This window comes from Vreelandella azerica, assembly GCF_013112225.1.
Lineage (GTDB): Bacteria > Pseudomonadota > Gammaproteobacteria > Pseudomonadales > Halomonadaceae > Vreelandella > Vreelandella azerica.
The window spans coordinates 163469-183974 of the sequence record NZ_JABFHI010000003.1; the positions used below are offsets into that span (position 1 = coordinate 163469).

General features: G+C 55.5%; 14 protein-coding genes, 2 tRNA genes and 2 pseudogenes. 16 read left to right on the top strand and 2 right to left on the bottom strand.

Annotated elements, in window-relative coordinates:
* Positions 1–10 precede the first annotated feature (10 nt).
* A pseudogene (gene recN / locus HLB35_RS08670) lies at positions 11–1683 on the bottom strand (DNA repair protein RecN).
* A gap of 223 nt (positions 1684–1906) precedes the next feature.
* Here recN and grpE point away from each other — a divergent pair.
* From grpE to greA, 7 genes and pseudogenes are all read left to right on the top strand, one after another.
* On the top strand, positions 1907–2539 hold the full coding sequence (gene grpE, locus HLB35_RS08675) for a nucleotide exchange factor GrpE (protein WP_171702290.1): 633 nt from the start codon (positions 1907–1909) through the stop codon (positions 2537–2539).
* A 142-nt stretch (positions 2540–2681) separates the two neighbouring features.
* On the top strand, positions 2682–4610 hold the full coding sequence (dnaK, locus tag HLB35_RS08680) for a molecular chaperone DnaK (RefSeq protein WP_171702291.1): 1929 nt from the start codon (positions 2682–2684) through the stop codon (positions 4608–4610).
* A 127-nt stretch (positions 4611–4737) separates the two neighbouring features.
* Positions 4738–5898 (top strand): molecular chaperone DnaJ, encoded by a 1161-nt coding sequence (gene dnaJ / locus HLB35_RS08685; RefSeq protein ID WP_171702292.1) that lies wholly within the window; start codon positions 4738–4740, stop codon positions 5896–5898.
* 106 nt (positions 5899–6004) lie between these two features.
* Entirely contained in the window at positions 6005–6820 is an 816-nt protein-coding gene (gene dapB, locus HLB35_RS08690) for a 4-hydroxy-tetrahydrodipicolinate reductase (RefSeq protein WP_171702293.1), read from the top strand.
* Positions 6821–7135: 315 nt separating this feature from the next.
* Positions 7136–8281, top strand: coding sequence for a glutamine-hydrolyzing carbamoyl-phosphate synthase small subunit (gene carA / locus HLB35_RS08695; RefSeq protein WP_216601484.1), 1146 nt, complete (start codon positions 7136–7138; stop codon positions 8279–8281).
* Positions 8282–8349: 68 nt separating this feature from the next.
* Positions 8350–11579, top strand: a pseudogene (gene carB, locus HLB35_RS08700) (carbamoyl-phosphate synthase large subunit).
* Positions 11576–12052, top strand: coding sequence for a transcription elongation factor GreA (gene greA / locus HLB35_RS08705; RefSeq protein ID WP_171702295.1), 477 nt, complete (start codon positions 11576–11578; stop codon positions 12050–12052). The pseudogene carB and the gene greA overlap by 4 nt, the downstream one beginning before the upstream one ends.
* Before the next feature lie 103 nt (positions 12053–12155).
* Here the strand turns inward: greA and yhbY are convergent, their stop codons facing one another.
* Positions 12156–12494: a ribosome assembly RNA-binding protein YhbY gene (gene yhbY / locus HLB35_RS08710; RefSeq protein ID WP_171702296.1), complete on the bottom strand. Its 339-nt coding sequence runs from the start codon at positions 12492–12494 to the stop codon at positions 12156–12158.
* A gap of 99 nt (positions 12495–12593) precedes the next feature.
* Here yhbY and rlmE point away from each other — a divergent pair, with 99 nt between their 5' ends.
* From rlmE to nusA, 9 genes are all read left to right on the top strand, one after another.
* Positions 12594–13241 (top strand): 23S rRNA (uridine(2552)-2'-O)-methyltransferase RlmE, encoded by a 648-nt coding sequence (gene rlmE, locus HLB35_RS08715; protein WP_171702297.1) that lies wholly within the window; start codon positions 12594–12596, stop codon positions 13239–13241.
* 252 nt (positions 13242–13493) lie between these two features.
* Complete coding sequence (gene ftsH, locus HLB35_RS08720) at positions 13494–15527, top strand: ATP-dependent zinc metalloprotease FtsH (protein ID WP_171702298.1); 2034 nt, start codon at positions 13494–13496, stop codon at positions 15525–15527.
* Positions 15528–15816: 289 nt separating this feature from the next.
* Positions 15817–16617: a dihydropteroate synthase gene (gene folP / locus HLB35_RS08725; protein WP_171702478.1), complete on the top strand. Its 801-nt coding sequence runs from the start codon at positions 15817–15819 to the stop codon at positions 16615–16617.
* Positions 16618–16692: 75 nt separating this feature from the next.
* Positions 16693–17442, top strand: a complete 750-nt coding sequence (gene tpiA / locus HLB35_RS08730; RefSeq protein WP_171702299.1) for a triose-phosphate isomerase — start codon at positions 16693–16695, stop codon at positions 17440–17442.
* A gap of 4 nt (positions 17443–17446) precedes the next feature.
* Positions 17447–17815: a preprotein translocase subunit SecG gene (secG, locus tag HLB35_RS08735; protein ID WP_235937090.1), complete on the top strand. Its 369-nt coding sequence runs from the start codon at positions 17447–17449 to the stop codon at positions 17813–17815.
* A 30-nt stretch (positions 17816–17845) separates the two neighbouring features.
* Positions 17846–17932: transfer RNA gene (locus tag HLB35_RS08740), tRNA-Leu, on the top strand.
* Between the two features lie 117 nt (positions 17933–18049).
* A tRNA-Met gene (locus HLB35_RS08745) sits at positions 18050–18126 on the top strand.
* Between the two features lie 315 nt (positions 18127–18441).
* On the top strand, positions 18442–18903 hold the full coding sequence (gene rimP, locus HLB35_RS08750) for a ribosome maturation factor RimP (protein WP_171702300.1): 462 nt from the start codon (positions 18442–18444) through the stop codon (positions 18901–18903).
* 69 nt (positions 18904–18972) lie between these two features.
* On the top strand, positions 18973–20487 hold the full coding sequence (gene nusA / locus HLB35_RS08755) for a transcription termination factor NusA (RefSeq protein WP_171702301.1): 1515 nt from the start codon (positions 18973–18975) through the stop codon (positions 20485–20487).
* The last annotated feature ends 19 nt before the right edge of the window (positions 20488–20506 follow it).

Sequence of the window (20506 nt, forward strand, 5' to 3'; positions counted from 1 at the left end):
GGAAAACGCTTCAGTGGGGCGGATTCTGGCTGGCGTTGAGCATTTCCCGTGCATGGGCCAGGGTTTGCTCAGACAGGTTAACACCCCCAGCATGCGCGCCAGCTCGCTGACGCGGCCACTTTCGTCCAGCAGGGCCATATTGGTCAAAGTAGTATTGCGTTTGGCGCGCTTTTCAATATGCAGGTGCTGATGTGCCTGGGCCGCTACCTGAGGCAAGTGGGTCACGGTCATCACCTGGCCGTTCTTGCCCAGTTTGCGCAATAGCTGGCCGACAATTTCTGCGGTAGCGCCGGAAACACCCACATCTACCTCATCAAATATCAGGCTGGGAATGGTCGAATGGCTGGCCGCCACTACCTGAATCGCCAGGCTGACCCGGGAAAGCTCACCCCCTGAGGCCACCTTGGCCAAGGGCCGCGCCGGTTGGCCAGGGTTGGCGCTGATCAGAAACTGCACCCGATCCAGCCCTTCGGGCGCGGGCGTTTCCCGCGCCTGTAGCGCCACTTCAAAGTGGGCCTTGCCCATGGCTAAAAAGGCGAGCTGCTGTTGAACTTCCTTGCCCAACTTCAGTGCGGCTTTCTGGCGCGCCTCGCTAAGCGCTCTGGCCTGCTGGCGATAGCGCTCGCGTAGCTCATTGGCTTTCTCGCCCAGGGCATCCAGGTCATTATCGCTGGTATCCAGCTGGTTGAGGGACGCTGCCAGCTGCTGGTGAAACGCATACAACTCTTCCGGGGTGATGTGATGCTTACGCGCCAGGCGGTGAATATCACCCAGGCGATCCTCCACATAAGAAAGCCGAGCGGGGTCAAGCTCGGTGTGGCCTGCCAGGCGTGAAAGCTCGCTGGTGGCCTCTTCGATCTGAATCTGTGCTTCGCCAAGCAGGTTGAGCGTATTGGCCAGCGCGCCCTTGTCGCTACCCGGCAGTGCACTTAAGCGCTGGTGAGCCTGATGTAACAGGTTAAGAACACCGCCTTCGTCACTGGCGCAGCACTCGGTGGCAAATTCGGTCTCGCGCAGGATTTCATCGGCATGGGCCAGCTGTAGCTGTTCTTCCTCCAGCTCAGGAAGTTCGTCTTCTTCCAGGCCTAGCTGGTCGAGTTCTTCCACCTGATAACGTAGCAGCTGGCGCTTGGCTTCAATCTCGCTGCCCGCTTCACTCAACTCCTTCAGCCGCCGCCGGGTGCGCTGCCAGGCACGGAAAGTCTCGGTCAGGGCGCTGACATCAGCGTTGAGGCCTGCGTAATCATCCAGCAGTGCCAAATGAGTTTCTTCCCGCAGTAGCGCCTGATGGGCATGCTGGCCGTGAATCTGAATAAGATGCTCACCCAGCGATTTAAGGTCGGCAATGGTGGCTGGTTGGCCGTTAATCCATGCCTTGGAGCGACCGTTGGCGGTAATTACCCGGCGCAGCAAGCATTCATCGACGTTCAGCTCGCGCTCGGCAAGCCAGACCTGAGCGGCAGGCAAGTGATGAATATCAAAGCGCGCGGAAAGATCTGCGCGTTCGCAGCCGTGACGGACGCTGCCCGCATCTGCCCGTTCACCCAGGCATAACCCCAGCGCACCTAACAGAATAGATTTGCCTGCACCGGTTTCCCCGGTAATGGCGGTCATTCCACCGAAAAGTTCCAGTTCAAGGTGGTCGACGATGGCGTAGTCCTGTATCGCTAGCTGGGTCAGCATGCTTTCCTCCCGGCGCTTGGGCAGATCAACGGTGGCGAATGACTGGATAGGCATCCAATTATTGTTGTTATATACAGTAGCTGATGATGCACTTCAATGCCATCTCTTCACATTTTCCTCTTGAGATGAACGCTATGGCCCCCATATACCCTGCAAACCATTTAGTCATCTCATGTTTTAAGACCCAGTTTCGTTTTAAGAACACGCTTTGCAGGAGTATCCCATGGCCAAAGAACCACAAACCCCACTCGATGATGAACTGGCTCGCCACGAGCAGGAATCCGAGACCCCTGAACAGGAGGCTGAAGAACGCCTGGCTGAAGGTGAGCTCGAAAGCCTGATTGACGATGAAGGGGACACCATCGATACAGCCGACGATAACCCGGAAGCTCAGGTGCTGGCTGCTCAGGTGGAAGAGCTTGAGCAAAGCCTGGCCGAGGCCAAGGATCAAGCCCTGCGCGCGGCTGCGGAAGCGCAGAACGTACGTCGGCGCGCCGAGCAGGAAGCCGAGAAAGCACGCAAGTTTGCGCTGGAAAAATTTATCAAGGAACTGCTGCCCGTGGTGGATAGCCTTGAGAAAGCGCTGGAAAACATGCAGGAAGAAGCCTCAGAGGTACACCGTGAAGGTGTCTCCATGACGCTGAAAATGCAGCTGGATGTATTGAACAAATTCGGCGTTGAAGTGATTGAACCCCACGGCGAGCCCTTTGATCCGCAGGTGCATGAAGCCATGACCATGGTACCTAACCCTGATCTGGAGCCGAATACGGTAATGGACGTGATGCAGAAAGGGTATCTACTTAATGGCCGTCTGGTGCGCCCGGCAATGGTGGTAGTGAGCCAAAAAGCGGGATAACCAAGCGAAAGGGCCCTTGAAATGCTGTCAGTGGCCCCCAAATAGAATAGCAACCACGCGGTATGGCTAATATTTAGCAGCCGCTATTACTCAGACGACATTTTTGTCATCCGTTTCCAAATACGAATTCGAGGTTTCTACTATGGGACGCATTATTGGTATTGACCTGGGCACCACCAACTCTTGTGTGGCAGTGCTCGACGGCGATAGCGCCAAGGTCATCGAAAACGCAGAAGGCGGCCGCACTACGCCGTCCATCATCGCCTACACTGACGACGGCGAAACGCTGGTCGGTCAGGCCGCCAAGCGCCAAGCGGTGACTAACCCGGAAAACACCCTGTACGCCATCAAGCGTCTGATCGGTCGTCGTTTCAAGGACGACGTCGTTCAGAAAGACATCAAGATGGTGCCTTACAAGATTACAGAAGCCGATAACGGCGATGCCTGGGTTGACGTAAAAGGCAAAAAGATGGCACCCCCGCAGGTCAGCGCGGAAGTGCTTAAGAAAATGAAGAAAACCGCCGAAGATTATCTCGGCGAAGAAGTGACTGAAGCGGTCATTACCGTGCCAGCTTACTTTAATGACAGCCAGCGTCAGGCCACCAAGGATGCCGGACGCATTGCTGGTCTTGAAGTCAAGCGCATCATCAATGAGCCGACGGCTGCCGCCCTGGCCTACGGTATGGATAAGTCACGTGGTGATAAAACCATCGCGGTCTATGACTTGGGCGGCGGTACCTTCGATATCTCAATTATCGAAGTCGCTGACGTTGATGGCGAAACCCAGTTTGAAGTGTTGGCGACCAACGGTGACACCTTCCTGGGCGGTGAAGATTTCGATCTGGCGCTGATCAACTATCTGGTTGACCAGTTCAAGGCAGATAGCGGTATGGATCTTTCCGGCGACAACCTGGCCATGCAGCGCCTGAAAGAAGCCGCCGAGAAAGCCAAGATCGAGCTTTCAAGCGCTCAGCAGACCGACGTCAATCTGCCGTATATCACTGCAGATAACACCGGACCCAAGCACCTGAACGTCAAGGTGACCCGCGCCAAGCTGGAATCGCTGGTGGAAGACCTGGTTCAGCGTTCGCTGGAGCCCTGCAAGGTGGCCCTGAAAGATGCTGGCCTGTCTGCAGGTGATGTGGATGAAGTGATTCTGGTCGGTGGCCAGACGCGTATGCCGCAGGTTCAGCAGAAAGTGGCTGACTTCTTCGGTAAGGACGCTCGCAAGGACGTCAACCCGGATGAAGCTGTGGCCGTCGGTGCGGCAATCCAAGGTGGTGTTCTGGGCGGTGACGTTAAAGACGTACTGCTGCTCGACGTTACTCCGCTGACCCTGGGTATCGAAACCATGGGCGGCGTGATGACACCGCTGATCGAGAAAAACACCACCATCCCGACCAAGAAGACGCAAACCTTCTCCACGGCGGATGATAACCAGACAGCGGTCACCATTCACGCGGTACAGGGTGAGCGCAAGCAGGTGTCGCAGAATAAATCGCTGGGCCGTTTTGACCTCGCTGATATTCCGCCGGCACCGCGCGGTGTTCCGCAGATTGAAGTCGCCTTTGATCTGGATGCCAACGGTATCCTGAACGTTTCGGCGAAAGATAAGGCCACTGGTAAAGAGCAGTCGATTGTCATCAAGGCCTCTAGTGGTCTGACCGATGATGAAATCGAACAGATGGTACGTGATGCGGAAGCTCATGCGGACGAAGATAAAAAGTTCGAAGAGCTGGTGCAGCTGCGCAATCAGGCAGATGGCATGATTCATGCCACACGCAAGACGCTGACAGAAGCGGGCGACAAGGCGACTGATGACGAGAAGCAGGCCATCGAGACCGCCATTACTGAGCTTGAAGAAGCCATTAAGGGTGACGATCAGGACGATATCCAGAAAAAACTGGATACACTGACGGAAGCCTCCGGTCAGCTGGCGCAGAAGATGTACGCCGAGCAGGCTGAAGCCGCGCAGCAGGCAGAGGGTGATGGCGCCGAAAACGCCAAGCCGGAAGAAGACGTGGTTGACGCTGAATACGAAGAAGTCAACGACGATAAGAAAAAGCAGTAAACACCCTCTTTCTGTCCAGGAAAGTGGTGACGCGGGAGGCAACTCCCGCGTTGCTGTTTCCGGTCATGACGTTTGAATGAATGCGTAGCTAATCAGAATGTATAGCTAACCAGGAGGCGTAGGACCCATGTCCAAGCGCGATTATTACGAAGTCCTGGGGGTCGATAAAGGGGCCGATCAGAAAGAGATCAAAAAGGCCTACCGCCGCCTGGCCCAGAAATATCACCCCGATCGAAACCCTGACGATAACACCTCGGCTGAGAAATTCCGTGAAGTCTCAGAAGCCTACGAAGTGCTGGCCGATGGCGAAAAACGTGCTGCCTATGACCAGTTTGGCCATGCCGGTGTAGATGGCCAAGGTGGCGGATTTGGCGGCGGCGGTGGCTTTGGCGGCGGTGGTGCTGGTGATTTCAGCGACATCTTCGGCGATGTGTTTGGCGATATTTTCGGCGGAGGTGGCGGTGGTCGTCGTCGCGGCCCCAATGCTCCTGCACGTGGCTCCGATTTGCGCTACAACCTGGAGCTTGATCTGGAAAGCGCTGTCGCCGGCACCACGGTCGATATCCGGGTGCCACGCCATATCAACTGCGACCGCTGCGACGGTGACGGTGCCGAACCCGGTTCCAGCAAGGAAACCTGCCCCACATGCCATGGCCATGGTCAGGTGCGTATGCAGCAGGGCTTTTTCGCGGTTCAGCAGACATGCCCGACCTGTCACGGCAGTGGCCAGCACATTAAAGTGCCTTGCCACAAATGTAACGGTGAAGGCCGTGTGCGTGAGACCCGTACCCTGTCAGTGAAGATTCCGGCAGGTGTGGATACCGGTGACCGCATACGTCTGAACGGTGAAGGCGAAGCCGGTATTAACGGCGGCCCGCCGGGCGATCTCTATGTCCAGGCATCGATCAAACCGCACCACATTTTTCAGCGTGATGGTAAACACCTGCAATGTGATGTACCCATCAACTTTGTGGATGCAGCACTGGGCGGCGAGCTGGAAGTGCCGACTCTGGATGGCCGCGTCAAGCTGAAGATTCCACCGGAAACCCAGACCGGCAAACTCTTCCGCATGCGTGGCAAAGGCGTCAAGCCAGTCCGCGGTGGCACCCCCGGTGATCTGCTGTGCAAGGTGGTACTGGAAACCCCGGTCAACCTCAACGACGAGCAGAAAGACCTGCTTCGCCAGTTGCAGGAAAGCTTTGACGGCAGCAACAGTCACAGCCACTCGCCCAAGAAAACCGGCTTCTTCGACAGCGTCAAGAAGTTCTTTGAAGATATGAAGCCCTAAGGTTTCAGGCAGATGTTATAAACCCCCGGTGACTCGCGTCATCGGGGGTTTTGCTTTCTGGTATACTGCTTTCTATTTCATCCTCAAGGACATAACAGGAGTTTCCATGACCCGAATTGCCATTGTTGGCGTGGCTGGCCGTATGGGCCGCACACTCGTAAATGCCGTGGAGCTGGACCCAGAGGCGACCTTGGCAGGCGGCGTGGTGGAGCCGGGAAGCTCGCTGGCCGGGGCTGATATCGGTGAGTTGGCTGGCGTGGGTAAGAAAGGGGTTGCCGCCGTGGATTCTCTGGAGGCACTGGCGGATGACGTCGAGGTACTGATTGACTTCACCGCACCTGAGGTCACTCTGGCAAACCTGGCGTACTGTGCCGCGCACGGCAAGCGGATGGTGATTGGTACCACCGGCATGAGTGATGAACAGATTGCCGAGCTGGATAGCTACCGTGAGCGTGTGCCTATGGTGTTTGCGCCTAACATGAGCGTGGGGGTCAATCTGACGCTGAAGCTTCTGGAAACCGCCGCCAAGGCGCTGGGCGATGAGGGCTATGATATTGAAGTCATTGAGGCCCATCACCGCCATAAGGTGGATGCCCCTTCTGGCACGGCACTGAAGATGGGGGAAGTAGTGGCAGCCAGCCTTGGCCGAAGCCTGAACGAGGACGGTGTGTTTGAACGGGTCGGGCAGTGCGGGCCGCGTAGCGATAAGGAGATTGGTTTTGCAACCATTCGCGCGGGCGATATCGTCGGTGAGCACACCGTGATGTTTGCCACTGAAGGCGAGCGGATTGAAATTACCCACAAAGCCTCTAGCCGGATGACCTTTGCCAAAGGTGCCGTGCGCGCTGCCCGCTGGGTCGCTGCCCAGCCTAACGGTCGCTATGATATGCAGGATGTATTAGGGCTGACTGTTGATGCCTGAGCGCCTTCAACGTTTCGACGGCGATAAGGGCTAGTCGAAGGTCGATAAATCCTGTAGTATTCACAAAATTTTGCCCGGGTGGCTACCCAAGTACCCTAGAATACAGCGCTTGTTGCGCTGGCCACATTTAGCGATGCCAGCAGCATGCAGCACTATAGCGAAGAACAACAAGCGGGATGAGACCGGTTTTTTAATCGGCTTCGTCCCGCTTTTTTACGACCCGATGGTTGCCCAGCCACCATTATCATCAGATTGCCGAGCCTGCGCCTTGCGGCGCCTACCAGCATGGGAGGACTTGTCTTGAATAACCCCGCATTGAGCAAACCCGCAATATTGGCCCTGGAAGATGGCAGCATATTCCACGGAACGGCGATAGGCGCCGAAGGACAAACCAGCGGTGAGGTGGTGTTCAATACGGCCATGACCGGCTACCAGGAAATTCTTACCGACCCCTCCTACACCCGCCAGATCGTTACCCTGACCTACCCCCATATCGGCAACACCGGCGTTAACGCTGAAGACGTTGAGTCTGGCGCCATTGCGGCGGCGGGGCTGGTGATTCGTGATTTGCCGCTGTTGGCTAGCAGTTTCCGTTCCGAGCAGACCCTGTCTGATTATCTGGTCAGCCAGAACGTATTGGGCATTGCCGATATTGATACTCGCCGTTTAACCCGGATTCTGCGCGATAAAGGCGCTCAGAACGGCGCGATTCTGGCAGGCGCAGACGCAGAGGGTGACGATGCGGTAGAGCGGGCGCTGGCCGCTGCCAAGGCGTTTCCTGGGCTAAAGGGGATGGATCTGGCCAAGGTGGTGTCCTGCCAGTCGTCCTATGAATGGAGCGAAGGTGAGTGGACCCTGGGTGAGGGTTACGCCGACACCACCCAAAGCGAACGCCCCTTCCATGTGGTCGCCTACGACTACGGCGTTAAGCGCAACATCCTGCGCATGCTGGCTTCCCGTGGCTGCCGCTTGACCATAGTGCCCGCGCAGACGCCGGCTGCTGAGGTACTGGCCATGCAGCCGGACGGTATCTTCCTGGCCAACGGCCCGGGTGACCCTGAGCCCTGTGATTACGCCATCAAGGCCATTCAAGAGGTGCTGGAAACCGAGGTGCCGGTCTTTGGTATCTGCCTGGGCCACCAGCTGCTGGCATTGGCGTCTGGCGCCAAAACTATCAAGATGAGCCACGGCCATCATGGTGCCAACCACCCGGTTCAGGATCTGGATAGTGGAAAAGTGATGATTACCAGCCAGAACCATGGGTTTGCCGCCGATGAAGCCAGCCTGCCTGCCAACCTGCGCGCCACCCATCGTTCACTGTTTGATGGCACTTTGCAGGGCATTGAGCGTACCGACCGGCCGGCCTTCAGCTTCCAGGGGCACCCTGAAGCCAGCCCCGGCCCGCGCGATGTGGCGCCGCTGTTTGACCGCTTTGTTGCCATGATGCAGGCGCGTCGCTAACCGGCCAGCACACTTATTCAGGGTCAGGAAGCATCTGATTCATCGTCATCATTTTTGCGGGAACCGATATGCCTAAGCGTACCGACATTAACACCATCTTGATTATTGGCGCTGGCCCGATTGTCATCGGCCAGGCCTGTGAATTTGACTACTCCGGCGCCCAAGCGTGTAAAGCGCTGCGCGAAGAGGGCTACCGCGTCGTGCTGGTGAACTCCAACCCGGCGACCATCATGACCGACCCGGCCATGGCCGATGCAACCTACATTGAGCCGATTACCTGGCAGGCGGTCGAGAAAATTATCGAAGCCGAAAAGCCGGACGCCATCCTGCCGACCATGGGCGGGCAGACAGCGCTGAACTGCGCGCTGGACCTGGAAAAACACGGCGTGCTGGAAAAATATGGCGTCGAGATGATTGGCGCCAATGCGGATGCCATCAACATGGCAGAAGACCGCGATCTGTTTGACCAGGCGATGAAACGTATCGGCCTGGAATGCCCGAAGGCAAAAGTCGCCCATACCATGAGTGAAGCCTGGGAAATTCAGGCGGAGCTCGGCTTTCCGACTATTATTCGTCCTTCCTACACCATGGGCGGCTCTGGCGGTGGTGTGGCGTACAACAAGGAAGAATTCGAGGAAATCTGCACCCGCGGTTTCGAGCTTTCCAACAACCACGAGCTGTTGATTGATGAATCGCTGCTGGGGTGGAAAGAGTACGAAATGGAAGTGGTGCGGGACAAGAACGATAACTGCATCATCGTCTGTGCGATTGAAAACTTTGACCCCATGGGTGTCCATACTGGTGATTCGATTACCGTTGCCCCCGCGCAGACGCTGACCGATAAAGAATACCAGATCATGCGTGACGCCAGCCTGGCGGTGTTGCGTGAGATTGGAGTAGAAACCGGCGGCTCTAACGTCCAGTTCGGTATGGACCCGAAAACCGGTCGCCTGGTGGTGATCGAGATGAACCCGCGTGTCTCGCGTTCATCGGCGCTGGCCTCCAAGGCCACCGGCTTCCCGATTGCCAAGATCGCCGCCAAGCTGGCGGTCGGCTACACCCTGGATGAGTTGCAGAACGATATTACCGGTGGCCGCACGCCGGCATCGTTTGAGCCGTCGATTGATTACGTCGTTACCAAGATTCCGCGCTTTACCTTCGAAAAATTCCCCCAGGCTAATGACCGTCTGACGACTCAGATGAAGTCAGTGGGTGAAGTGATGGCTATCGGTCGCACCTTCCAGGAATCGCTCCAGAAAGCTCTGCGTGGCCTGGAAACCGGCAATGATGGCCTGGACCCGATCATCACCGATTTTACCCCAGACAACATGGCGATCATCCAGGGGGAGCTGCAGGCCGCTGGTGCCGAGCGTATTTTTACGTGGCAGATGCCATGCGTGCGGGCATGAGTGTTGACGAGGTGTTTGCACTGACCAATATCGACCCCTGGTTCCTGGTGCAGATGGAAGATCTGGTGCTGACGGAAAGTGCTGTTACCAAACGCTCCCTGTCCGATTTTTCCGCCCGTGAGCTGTATCAGCTCAAGCGCAAGGGCTTTGGCGATGCGCGGCTGGCCAGGTTGCTTGGGGTGTCGGAAAAAGAGTTCCGTAAAAATCGCCAGGCGGCGGGCATTCGTCCGGTTTACAAGCGTGTTGACACCTGTGCGGCTGAGTTTGCCTCGGATACCGCCTATATGTACTCCACTTATGAAGAGGAGTGCGAAGCGGAAGTGTCAGACCGTCAGAAGATCATGGTGCTGGGCGGTGGCCCTAACCGTATCGGCCAGGGTATCGAGTTTGACTATTGCTGTGTGCATGCTGCCTTTGCCATGCGCGATGACGGCTATGAAACCATCATGGTCAACTGCAACCCGGAAACCGTGTCGACCGACTATGATACCTCTGATCGTCTCTATTTTGAGCCGGTTACCCTGGAAGATGTGCTGGAAATTGCCGATAAAGAAAAGCCGGTCGGCGTGATTGTTCAGTTTGGCGGCCAGACGCCGCTGAAGTTGGCCCGCGAGCTGGAAGCGGCAGGCGTGCCGATTATTGGTACCACACCGGATGCCATCGACCGTGCCGAAGACCGTGAGCGCTTCCAGGTGATGATCGACAAGCTTGGCCTCAAGCAGCCACCCAACGCCACAGCGCGCAGCTTTGAAGATGCCTTTGCCAAGGCCGAGAAAATCGGCTACCCGCTGGTAGTGCGCCCCAGCTATGTGCTGGGCGGTCGCGCCATGGAGATCGTCTATGACGCCTCCGAGCTTGAGAACTACATGACCAATGCGGTCAAGGTATCCAACGACTCGCCTGTCCTGCTCGACCATTTCCTGAGTGCTGCCGTCGAGGTGGATATTGATGCGGTGTCTGACGGCAAGCAGGTCGTCATCGGCGGTATCATGCAGCACGTTGAGCAGGCGGGCGTACACTCCGGTGATTCCGCCTGTTCGCTGCCGCCTTACTCATTGCCTGCTGATGTGCAGGATGAAATGCGTGATCAGGTCAAGCGCATGGCCGTAGAGCTGGGCGTCAAGGGGCTGATGAATGTCCAGCTGGCCTGGCAGGATGGCGAGATCTATGTCATTGAGGTCAACCCTCGTGCCTCGCGTACCGTGCCCTTTGTTTCCAAATGCATAGGTACCTCGCTGGCGCAGATTGCCGCCCGCTGCATGGCCGGTACAACCCTGGCAGAACAGGGTTTTGAGAAAGAAATCATTCCGCACTTCTATAGCGTCAAGGAAGCGGTCTTCCCATTCAACAAGTTCCAGGGCGTTGACCCGATTCTATCCCCTGAAATGAAGTCAACCGGTGAGGTGATGGGCTCTGGGGATACCTTTGCCGAAGCCTTTTTCAAGGCGCAACTGGGCGCAGGTGAAGCCATTCCTGCTCTTGAGGGCGAGCGTAAGGCGTTCCTTTCCGTGCGTGAACCGGACAAGGAGGGGATTATCGAAGTGGCTCGTTCTCTGCTAACATTAGGTTTCACACTATGTGCAACACGGGGAACGGCAGCCGCCCTAGAGGCCGTCGGACTTTCCGTTACGCATGTCAACAAGGTCTATGAAGGCCGGCCGCATATCGTCGATCTGCTCAAGAACGACGAAATCGCCTACATCGTTAATACTACCGAAGGTCGCCAAGCGATTAACGACTCTTCGGTCATTCGCCGTACTGCGCTATCACGCAAGGTGCCCTATGCCACCACCTTGGCGGGCGCTAATGCTGTGTGTATGGCGCTTGAATACGGTCGGGAGATTACGGTGCGGCGCCTTCAGGAACTGCACGCAGGAGCAAGTCAATGAATAAGGTCCCGATGACGGTTGCGGGAGAACAAAGCCTTCGTGAAGAACTCAATCACCTGAAGGGCGAAGCTCGTCCTAAAGTGATTGCCGCTATCGCGGAAGCGCGTGAGCACGGCGACCTTAAGGAAAACGCCGAATATCATGCGGCGCGTGAGCAGCAGGGGTTTATCGAAGGGCGTATCCAGGAAATCGAGAGCAAGCTCTCCAGCGCCCAGGTCATTGATGTGACCAAGTTGCCGCAAACCGGCAAGGTAATTTTTGGCGTCACGGTTGAGTTGCTCAATCTGGATACCGACGAGCAGGTGACCTACCGCATCGTGGGTGAGGACGAAGCCAATATTAAAGAAGGGCGTATTTCAGTGACATCACCCATCGCTCGTGCCTTGATTGGCAAAGAAGAGGGCGATGTTGTCATGGTCAAGACGCCCGGCGGCGACGTTGAATATGAAATTGAAGGTGTTGAACACCTTTGATTGAGCCATAAAAAAATACCCCGCTGCCAACTCAGGCAGTGGGGCATGTTTTTATAGATGGCTTACTTATTAGCGGCAAGATTTAGCTGTTGCCGTCAAGTGCCTAAAAACGTCCGTGGTGATTTTCGAAACGGCTGATATTGGAAAGCTTGGGGTTGGCCTGCGGGTTGCGGCGATAGAGCAGGGCCATCTTGCCTATGGTCTGAACCAGCTCAGCCTTGGCATTGCCGGGTAGTTCCGCCAACAGGTTTTCAAGTATGGCGGCGCGATCCTCGCGTTCAGGAATGGCCAGTTTCACCTTGATCAGTTCATGGTCGCGCAGTGCGCGGTCGAGTTCCGCCAGCAAATTCTCTGAAACGCCGTTTTCAGAAACGGTCACCACCGGGTTGAGGTGATGGCCAATGCTGCGAAATGCTTTTTTTTGTGCCTGTGACAAGCTCATGGTATCGTGCGGTATCCCAGTTTGCGCTTAACGTTCCATCTTACGGTGAAATGCCGCAAGGTGAAAGCACCTATCCTGACTTCCACCATCAGATTTCTTATGCAGCAAAAGCCTAAAGACCGTAAACAGCAGGCAAGCAAGACCAGCGCAAGCTGGATGAAAGAGCATTTTGACGACCCTTACGTCAAACAGAGCTGGCAGGATGGGTACCGCTCCCGTGCTAGCTATAAACTGTTGGCACTGGACGACAAGGACAAGCTGTTCCGCCCAGGGATGACGGTGATTGACCTGGGCGCGGCCCCCGGCGGCTGGAGCCAGGTAGCGGCTGAGCGCGTTGGCGACAAGGGTGTCGTGATTGCCTCGGATATTCTGGAAATGGATGCGCTGGCAGGCGTTGATTTCATTCAGGGCGACTTTACCGAAGAGCAGGTGCTTAACGCGATTCTTGATCGCTTGCAGAATCGCCCTGTTGACCTTGTGATGTCGGATATGGCCCCCAATATGAGTGGTATGGCGGCGATTGATCAACCTCAGGCAATGTATCTTGTCGAGCTGGCACTGGAGTTGGCGCGTGATACCCTGTCTCCAGGTGGGCGCTTTCTGGCCAAGGTGTTCCAGGGTGAGGGTTTTGATGACTACCTTAAGGCACTACGTAATGATTTTCAGCGCGTGGTCACCCGTAAGCCAGACGCCTCTCGGGCGCGTTCCCGGGAAGTCTATCTGCTGGCTGAAGGTTTCAAAAAGTAATACTCTGACTCATAGGTAAAAGAGGCTTTAATGATTGATAGCGACAGGCTATCATCTTGATAGATATAAACCTTGTCGCACTCCGTGTCTAAGTTGTGTCAAAGTATGTCTTGCATAATGACGGTTTTTGATCAAGTTTGATGCATATGGCCCAAAGCGACATCTGCTTTGGCAATGGTTGAACGCTTGCTGCTGGTGTATTGTCTCAGTAACGAGTGTTAACCGAAAGATTCTTGTAATGAGGGTAGCCCCTTGAATGATATGGCAAAGAACCTGATTCTCTGGTTGGTCATCGCAGCAGTACTGCTGACGGTGTTCAATAATTTCAGCACCGAAGCGCCGACACAGACCATGAACTATTCACAGTTCGTGCAGCAGGTGCAAAATCAGCAGGTGCGCAGCGTCACTATTGATGGTTATACCATCAACGGTGAGCGTAGCGACGGTTCAAGCTTCCAGACGATTCGTCCGGCAGCGGAAGACCCTAAACTGATGGATGATCTCCTGGCCAACGACGTAACCGTTGTAGGTAAGGAGCCTGATCAGCAAAGCATCTGGACGCGCTTGCTGATTGCCAGCTTCCCGATTCTGCTGATACTGGCTATTTTCATGTTCTTCATGCGCCAGATGCAGGGCGGTGCCGGTGGTGGTAAAGGCGGGCCGATGAGTTTTGGTAAATCCAAGGCTAAATTGCTCTCCCAAGATCAGATAAAGACGACTTTCGCCGATGTGGCAGGCTGCGATGAAGCCAAGGAAGAAGTGGAAGAACTGGTCGACTTCCTGCGCGACCCGACCAAGTTCCAGCGTCTGGGCGGCACCATCCCGCGCGGTGTCTTGATGGTCGGGCCTCCAGGTACGGGTAAAACGCTATTGGCCAAGTCGATTGCCGGTGAAGCTAAGGTGCCGTTTTTCTCGATCTCTGGTTCGGATTTCGTTGAAATGTTTGTGGGTGTCGGCGCTTCACGTGTACGTGACATGTTCGAACAGGCCAAGAAACAGGCACCCTGCATTATCTTTATTGACGAGATTGATGCGGTAGGCCGTTCGCGTGGTGCTGGCATGGGCGGCGGTAACGACGAGCGCGAACAGACGCTCAACCAGCTGCTGGTTGAAATGGATGGTTTTGAGGCTAATGAAGGCATCATTGTTATCGCCGCCACTAACCGCCCTGACGTGCTTGATCCGGCGTTGATGCGTCCGGGCCGCTTTGACCGCCAGGTTACGGTAGGCCTGCCGGATATTCGGGGTCGTGAGCACATTCTGGGCGTTCACCTGCGCAAGGTGCCGCTGGCGGAAGATGTCAAACCGCAGCTGATTGCCCGCGGTACGCCTGGCTTCTCCGGCGCGGATCTGGCCAACCTTGTCAACGAGGCAGCCTTGTTTGCGGCACGTGGCAACAAGCGTCTGGTGGGCATGGATGAGCTTGAGCAGGCCAAAGACAAGATCATGATGGGCGCAGAGCGCAAATCCATGGTCATGACCAGCAAAGAGAAGCTGAACACGGCCTATCACGAATCAGGCCATGCGATTATTGGTCTGGTGATGCCTGAGCATGATCCGGTCTACAAGGTGACCATCATTCCTCGCGGTCGTGCGCTGGGTGTCACCATGTTCCTGCCGGAGGAAGATCGCTACAGCCTGTCACGCCAGCAGATCATCAGCCAGATTTGCTCGCTGTTCGGAGGACGTATTGCCGAAGAGATGACGCTTGGGCCAAACGGTGTCACCACAGGGGCATCCAACGACATCAAGCGTGCGACCGAGCTTGCCCACAATATGGTGGCCAAGTGGGGGCTTTCCGATGAAATGGGGCCGATTCTTTACGACGAAGATGAATCGCACCAGTTCCTCGGTTCAAGCCAGGGCGGCGCCAAGATGAAGTCGGGTGAAACCACCACGCGTCTGGATAAGGAAGTCCGCAAGATTATTGATGGTTGCTACGAGCAAGCGCAAAAGATTCTTGAAGACAACCGCGATAAGCTTGATGCCATGGCAGATGCCTTGATGAAATACGAGACCATCGATGCCAGCCAGCTGAAGGATATTATGGAAGGCCGTACGCCGCGTCCTCCGGAAGACTGGAATGAAGGCGATTCATCCGGTGGTGGTTCGCCGGTAACCGGCAAGCAGTCTTCTGAAGAGCCTAAGGAAGAAGTGTCGGGTAATAGCGGTAACGGCACTGATGGCGGCGCTGACGATAAGGGCAATGATATTGGGGATGAAAGTGACGAAGACGGACCACGTCGCCGTCCTTCTGACCCCCTAGGAGGCCCAGCCGGACCCTGATCCTTTTGCCAGGCAAAAAGGCGCCCCATAACAGGGGCGCCTTTTTGTTCGTCTTGAAAAGGTATTGCTCGACAGTTCTTTGCTTCCATATCTTCAGATGGTTTCTGTCCACTTTTTTACTTGACCAGGCGGTTGCATGATCTCAAATACTTCATCAATTTCAGCGCCTACTTCAACTCTAATCTCTTCTCCAACTCGAACCCCTTCTCCAGTAGATGTCAATGTGCCCGCAGACGGTGAGCAGTTGCGTTGTGGTCGTCATTTATTGGATCTCTCCTTTCCACGAGTCATGGGGATCCTGAATGTCACTCCTGATTCTTTCTCGGATGGTGGGCAGCATGCCTCACTGGATGAGGCCTTGCGCCACGCTGAACGCATGCTGGCTGAAGGTGCGGCGATTATTGACGTTGGCGGTGAGTCAACGCGCCCGGGCGCCTCGCCGGTGGCAGAACAGCAGGAGCTTGATCGTGTTGCCCCTGTGGTAGAAGCGCTTGTGCGCGAACTGGATGCGCTGGTGTCGGTGGATACCAGCCGTGCCAGCGTCATGCGTGAAGTAACCGCGCTGGGAGCGGGTATGCTGAATGACGTGCGTGCCCTGGAGTTGGAGGGTGCCTTGTCTGCCGCCGCTGCCAGTGCTTTGCCGGTGTGCTTGATGCACCGTCAGGGTGAGCCTCAGACCATGCAGCAAGCACCCCGCTATGAGTGTGCCATTGAAGATGAGGTCGCGGATTACCTTATGCAGCGCATGGAAATATGTGAAGCGGCAGGCTTGCGCAAGAACAGATTGCTGTTGGATCCGGGGTTCGGTTTTGGTAAGACGGTTGAACATAACCTGCGCCTGCTTAAGCATATGGAGCGTTTGCGCGCTTTGGGTCGCCCGCTTTTGGTGGGTACGTCACGTAAAAGCATGATTGGCAAGGTGCTGGAGCGCCCGGTTGAGGAGCGTCTGCCAGGTGGGCTGGCGCTGACGGCTTTAGCCGTTGAGCGCGGTGCGAAAATCCTGCGCGTGCATGATGTGGCCCCCAATGTAGATGCAGTCAACATGACCTGGGCGGTTATGCAGGAGGGCTGCGGCCGCCAGCAAGATTAGCAGAGACAGCAATAGCGGTTGTCTTGCTGGCGTAGCTCCTATACCATTTTGCACCACTTTCTGTGAGGAATTCCTATGCGAACGCCTTTAATTGCCGGTAACTGGAAAATGAACGGTTCTGCCGAACTCATTCGCCAGTTTGGTGAGCGCTTTGCTCAGGCAGGTTTACCGGAAGCGCTGGATATTACCATTATTCCGCCCTTTCCCTATCTGGATGCAGCCCAGCATGCCTTTGAGGGCACCCGGCTTGGGTTGGGCGCACAAACGCTTAATCCCGTTCACTCCGGCGCCCATACAGGTGAAGTGAGTGGCCAGATGCTCAAGGAATTCGGCGTTTGCTATGTGTTGATTGGGCACTCTGAGCGTCGCCAGCTTTACCGGGAAACTGATGACCATGTTTATGACCGTACCCAGGCAGCGCTCAGTGTGGGGTTAACACCTGTTCTATGTGTGGGTGAAACACTCGAAGAGCGCGATGCCGGTGATACCATGCAGGTTGTGCTGCGCCAGGTTGGCCATGTTATGGCGCGTCTGGAGCCCGCTCAGCGGCAGCAGATAGTCATTGCCTACGAGCCGGTCTGGGCTATTGGTACAGGACGCACCGCCTCTCCTGAGCAGGCTCAAGAGGTGATGGCCGGTATTCGTGAGTATCAGGCAGGCTTTGATACGCAACTGGCAGCGCAACTGCGCTTGCTTTACGGTGGCAGCATGAACGCAGGCAACGCGGCTGAGTTATTGGCCCAGCCAGACATCGACGGCGGCCTGGTGGGCGGTGCTTCGCTCAAGGTCGACGACTTCTACGCTATTTGTCAGTCAGCAGGATAAACTCATGCAAGTTCAAGTAATAATTTTGATGGTTCATGTGGTGATTGCGATCGCCTTGGTGGTGCTCATTCTACTGCAGCAAGGTAAAGGGGCAGAGGCGGGCGCTTCCTTTGGCGGTGGCGCCTCCCAGACGGTCTTCGGATCGCGCGGTAGCGGCAATTTTCTGGCTCGGTTTACCGGTATTTTGGCAGCTGGATTTTTTGTGACCTCGCTGACCTTGGCTTACTTTGCCACTCAAGCCGGTCAGGCGCCGGAAATGGGCATCCCTGATGCGCAACTGATCCAGCAACGTAATGAGGCTCCGATGCTTGACGAGTCCTCGAGAAGTGTGGATAATACTGCGCCAGTGCTAGAGGAGAACGACGACCAATAAAGCGGCGTTTCTTTGAAAGCCTCCCCTGTTGCCGAAGTGGTGGAATTGGTAGACACGCTATCTTGAGGGGGTAGTGACCGTATGGTCGTGCGGGTTCAAGTCCCGCCTTCGGCACCAACTGATTCACTGACAGTTTATTCAAGATGTCAGTTTTCCAGGTCGGGATTAGCAACCAAGACGAAATAAGCCTTGACGAAACTGATTCAAAGGTCTATTATCGTCCATCTAGATTGATGCGGGGTGGAGCAGTCTGGTAGCTCGTCGGGCTCATAACCCGAAGGTCATCGGTTCAAATCCGGTCCCCGCTACCATCTCAAGTGTGCTGAAAACGGTTTTAGAAATAGCCTTATCAGTTGCAAATCACTTGATGGTACTACAGGTTTTTTAAAAAGCCCCTTCCTGTGAAGGGGCTTTTTGTTAGCAGCATGGTCGGTAACGAGTGTGCTGGTAGTAGAATCAATAGCAGAGCGTTTGATCATACGACGTTCACGAAGAATCAGTATCTCACTAACGGATGCCCTGCGTTTATACGCCAGGCACGTTTTCGGGTAACGCCAATCAGCCACCTAGCTTTCCTTTCGACTCCTGGCCAGGTGCCTGATGCAACGGCTATAGGAGCTTTGTCTGTGGCCACAAAACATGCTGCGCTTCATGCGCTAATCGAGCCTGTTGTTACTGCGATGGGTTTTGAACTGTGGGGTGTCGACCACCTGTCCCAGGGCAAGCACTCGCGGTTGGTCATTTACATTGAACGCGAGAGTGGCGTCAGCGTTGACGACTGTGCCGATATCAGCCGCCAGGTCAGTGCTGTGCTGGATGTGGAAGACCCGATCCCCGGCGAATACCGGCTGGAAGTTTCCTCCCCGGGAATGGCGCGCCCTCTTTATACCCTTGACCACTTTACCCGTTATATCGGCCATCAAGCGGCACTCAAGCTGCGTATACCCTTTGATGGTCGACGCAAATTCAGTGGCTTGATTGCGGGTGTAGAAGAGGATGAGGTGCTGTTGCATATGGACGGAGAAGAATTCTGCTTTCCGATCGAAAGTATTGATCAGGCGACCATTGTTCCTCAGTTCGATGATTGATCGGGTGACGCGACCGGCGGAGTGCCGGACTTTTGCATATAAGGACAGGTTTTCTGGCGAGGCAAGCGCATGAGTAAAGAAATTTTAATGGTCGTGGACGCGATCTCCAATGAAAAGGGCGTTCCCCGCGATGTCATCTTTGAGGCGGTTGAAGCCGCATTGGCTAGCGCGTCACGTAAGCGTTTTGATAAGGAAGAAGCAAACGTTCGTGTTCACATTGATCGTCGCACGGGTGATTACCTGACGTTCCGCTACTGGACAGTCGTTGAAGATGACGAGTTCGAAACGCCGGACTACGAGATCAAGGAAAGCATTGCAGAGCAACGTGATCCGCCGCTGAAGCTCGGCGATGTGGTTGAACAGCAGATCGAAAACGCCGAATTTGGCCGCATTGCTGCGCAAACGGCCAAGCAGGTGATCGTACAGAAGGTACGCGAGGCCGAGCGTGCTGAAGTCGTACGCCAATACGCTGATCGCGAAGGCGAGTTGGTGGCGGGTATTGTCAAGAAAACCACCCGTGATGGTCTGATTATCGACCTGGGTGATAACGCTGAAGCCTTTTTGCCGCGCAATGAAATGATTCACGGTGAACGTTACCGCATGAATGAGCGGGTCAGGGCACTGCTGGTTCAGGTTGATCCGGAAGCGCGTGGCGCCCAGCTCTTACTGTCACGTACTTGCCCTGAACTGATCATTGAGCTATTCAAGATTGAAGTGCCGGAAATTGCTGAACAGCTGATTGAAATCAAGGGTGCTGCTCGTGATCCTGGTTCACGTGCCAAGATTGCGGTGAAAACCAATGATCGCCGCATAGACCCGGTAGGCGCCTGTGTGGGCATGCGTGGTTCGCGCGTTCAGGCAGTGTCGTCTGAGCTTCAGAACGAGCGGGTTGATATCGTGCTGTGGGACGACAATCCTGCCCAGTTGGTGATTAACGCCATGGCGCCGGCGGATGTCGCTTCCATTCTGGTCGATGAAGACGCCCACGCCATGGATGTTGCCGTTGCGGCGGACAATCTCGCTCAAGCGATTGGTCGCAGTGGTCAGAACGTGCGTTTGGCATCTGAGCTGACTGGTTGGCGAATCAATGTCATGACTGAAGCCGAAGCCGACGAAAAGCGCGAACAGGAAATTGATAGCCTGGTAGATACCTTTATCCAGCATCTGGAAGTGGATGAAGATGTCGCCCGCTTGCTGGTAGAAGAAGGGTTCACCACCCTGGAAGAAATTGCTTACGTGCCGCTTGACGAAATGCTTGAAATCGAAGAATTCGATGAAGACTTGGTTGAAGCGTTACGCGCGAGGGCAAAAGACGAGCTGCTGACGATGGCGATTGCCTCGGAAGAAGCACTTGACGGCGCTCAGCCGGCAGATGACCTGCTTGAAATGGACGGTATGGAACGCCACCTGGCCTTCATTCTGGCCAGCCGTGGCATTGTGACCATGGAAGACCTTGCAGAGCAGTCTGTCGATGATCTGGTCGATATCGAGGAATTGGACGAAGCGCGCGCAGCGGCACTGATCATGACTGCCCGTGCGCCCTGGTTCGAAGATGATGCCGCATCTGATTCGAACACACAGTAAACAGGACACGGGCTGAGGA

Excerpts from the sequence above, each read along its gene's own strand:
- grpE (WP_171702290.1), top strand. The coding sequence starts at position 1,907 with ATGGCCAAAGAACCACAAACCCCACTCGATGATGAACTGGCTCGCCAC.
- dnaK (WP_171702291.1), top strand. The coding sequence starts at position 2,682 with ATGGGACGCATTATTGGTATTGACCTGGGCACCACCAACTCTTGTGTG.
- dnaJ (WP_171702292.1), top strand. The coding sequence starts at position 4,738 with ATGTCCAAGCGCGATTATTACGAAGTCCTGGGGGTCGATAAAGGGGCC.
- dapB (WP_171702293.1), top strand. The coding sequence starts at position 6,005 with ATGACCCGAATTGCCATTGTTGGCGTGGCTGGCCGTATGGGCCGCACA.
- greA (WP_171702295.1), top strand. The coding sequence starts at position 11,576 with ATGAATAAGGTCCCGATGACGGTTGCGGGAGAACAAAGCCTTCGTGAA.
- yhbY (WP_171702296.1), bottom strand. The coding sequence starts at position 12,494 with ATGAGCTTGTCACAGGCACAAAAAAAAGCATTTCGCAGCATTGGCCAT.
- rlmE (WP_171702297.1), top strand. The coding sequence starts at position 12,594 with ATGCAGCAAAAGCCTAAAGACCGTAAACAGCAGGCAAGCAAGACCAGC.
- folP (WP_171702478.1), top strand. The coding sequence starts at position 15,817 with ATGGGGATCCTGAATGTCACTCCTGATTCTTTCTCGGATGGTGGGCAG.
- tpiA (WP_171702299.1), top strand. The coding sequence starts at position 16,693 with ATGCGAACGCCTTTAATTGCCGGTAACTGGAAAATGAACGGTTCTGCC.
- secG (WP_235937090.1), top strand. The coding sequence starts at position 17,447 with ATGCAAGTTCAAGTAATAATTTTGATGGTTCATGTGGTGATTGCGATC.
- nusA (WP_171702301.1), top strand. The coding sequence starts at position 18,973 with ATGAGTAAAGAAATTTTAATGGTCGTGGACGCGATCTCCAATGAAAAG.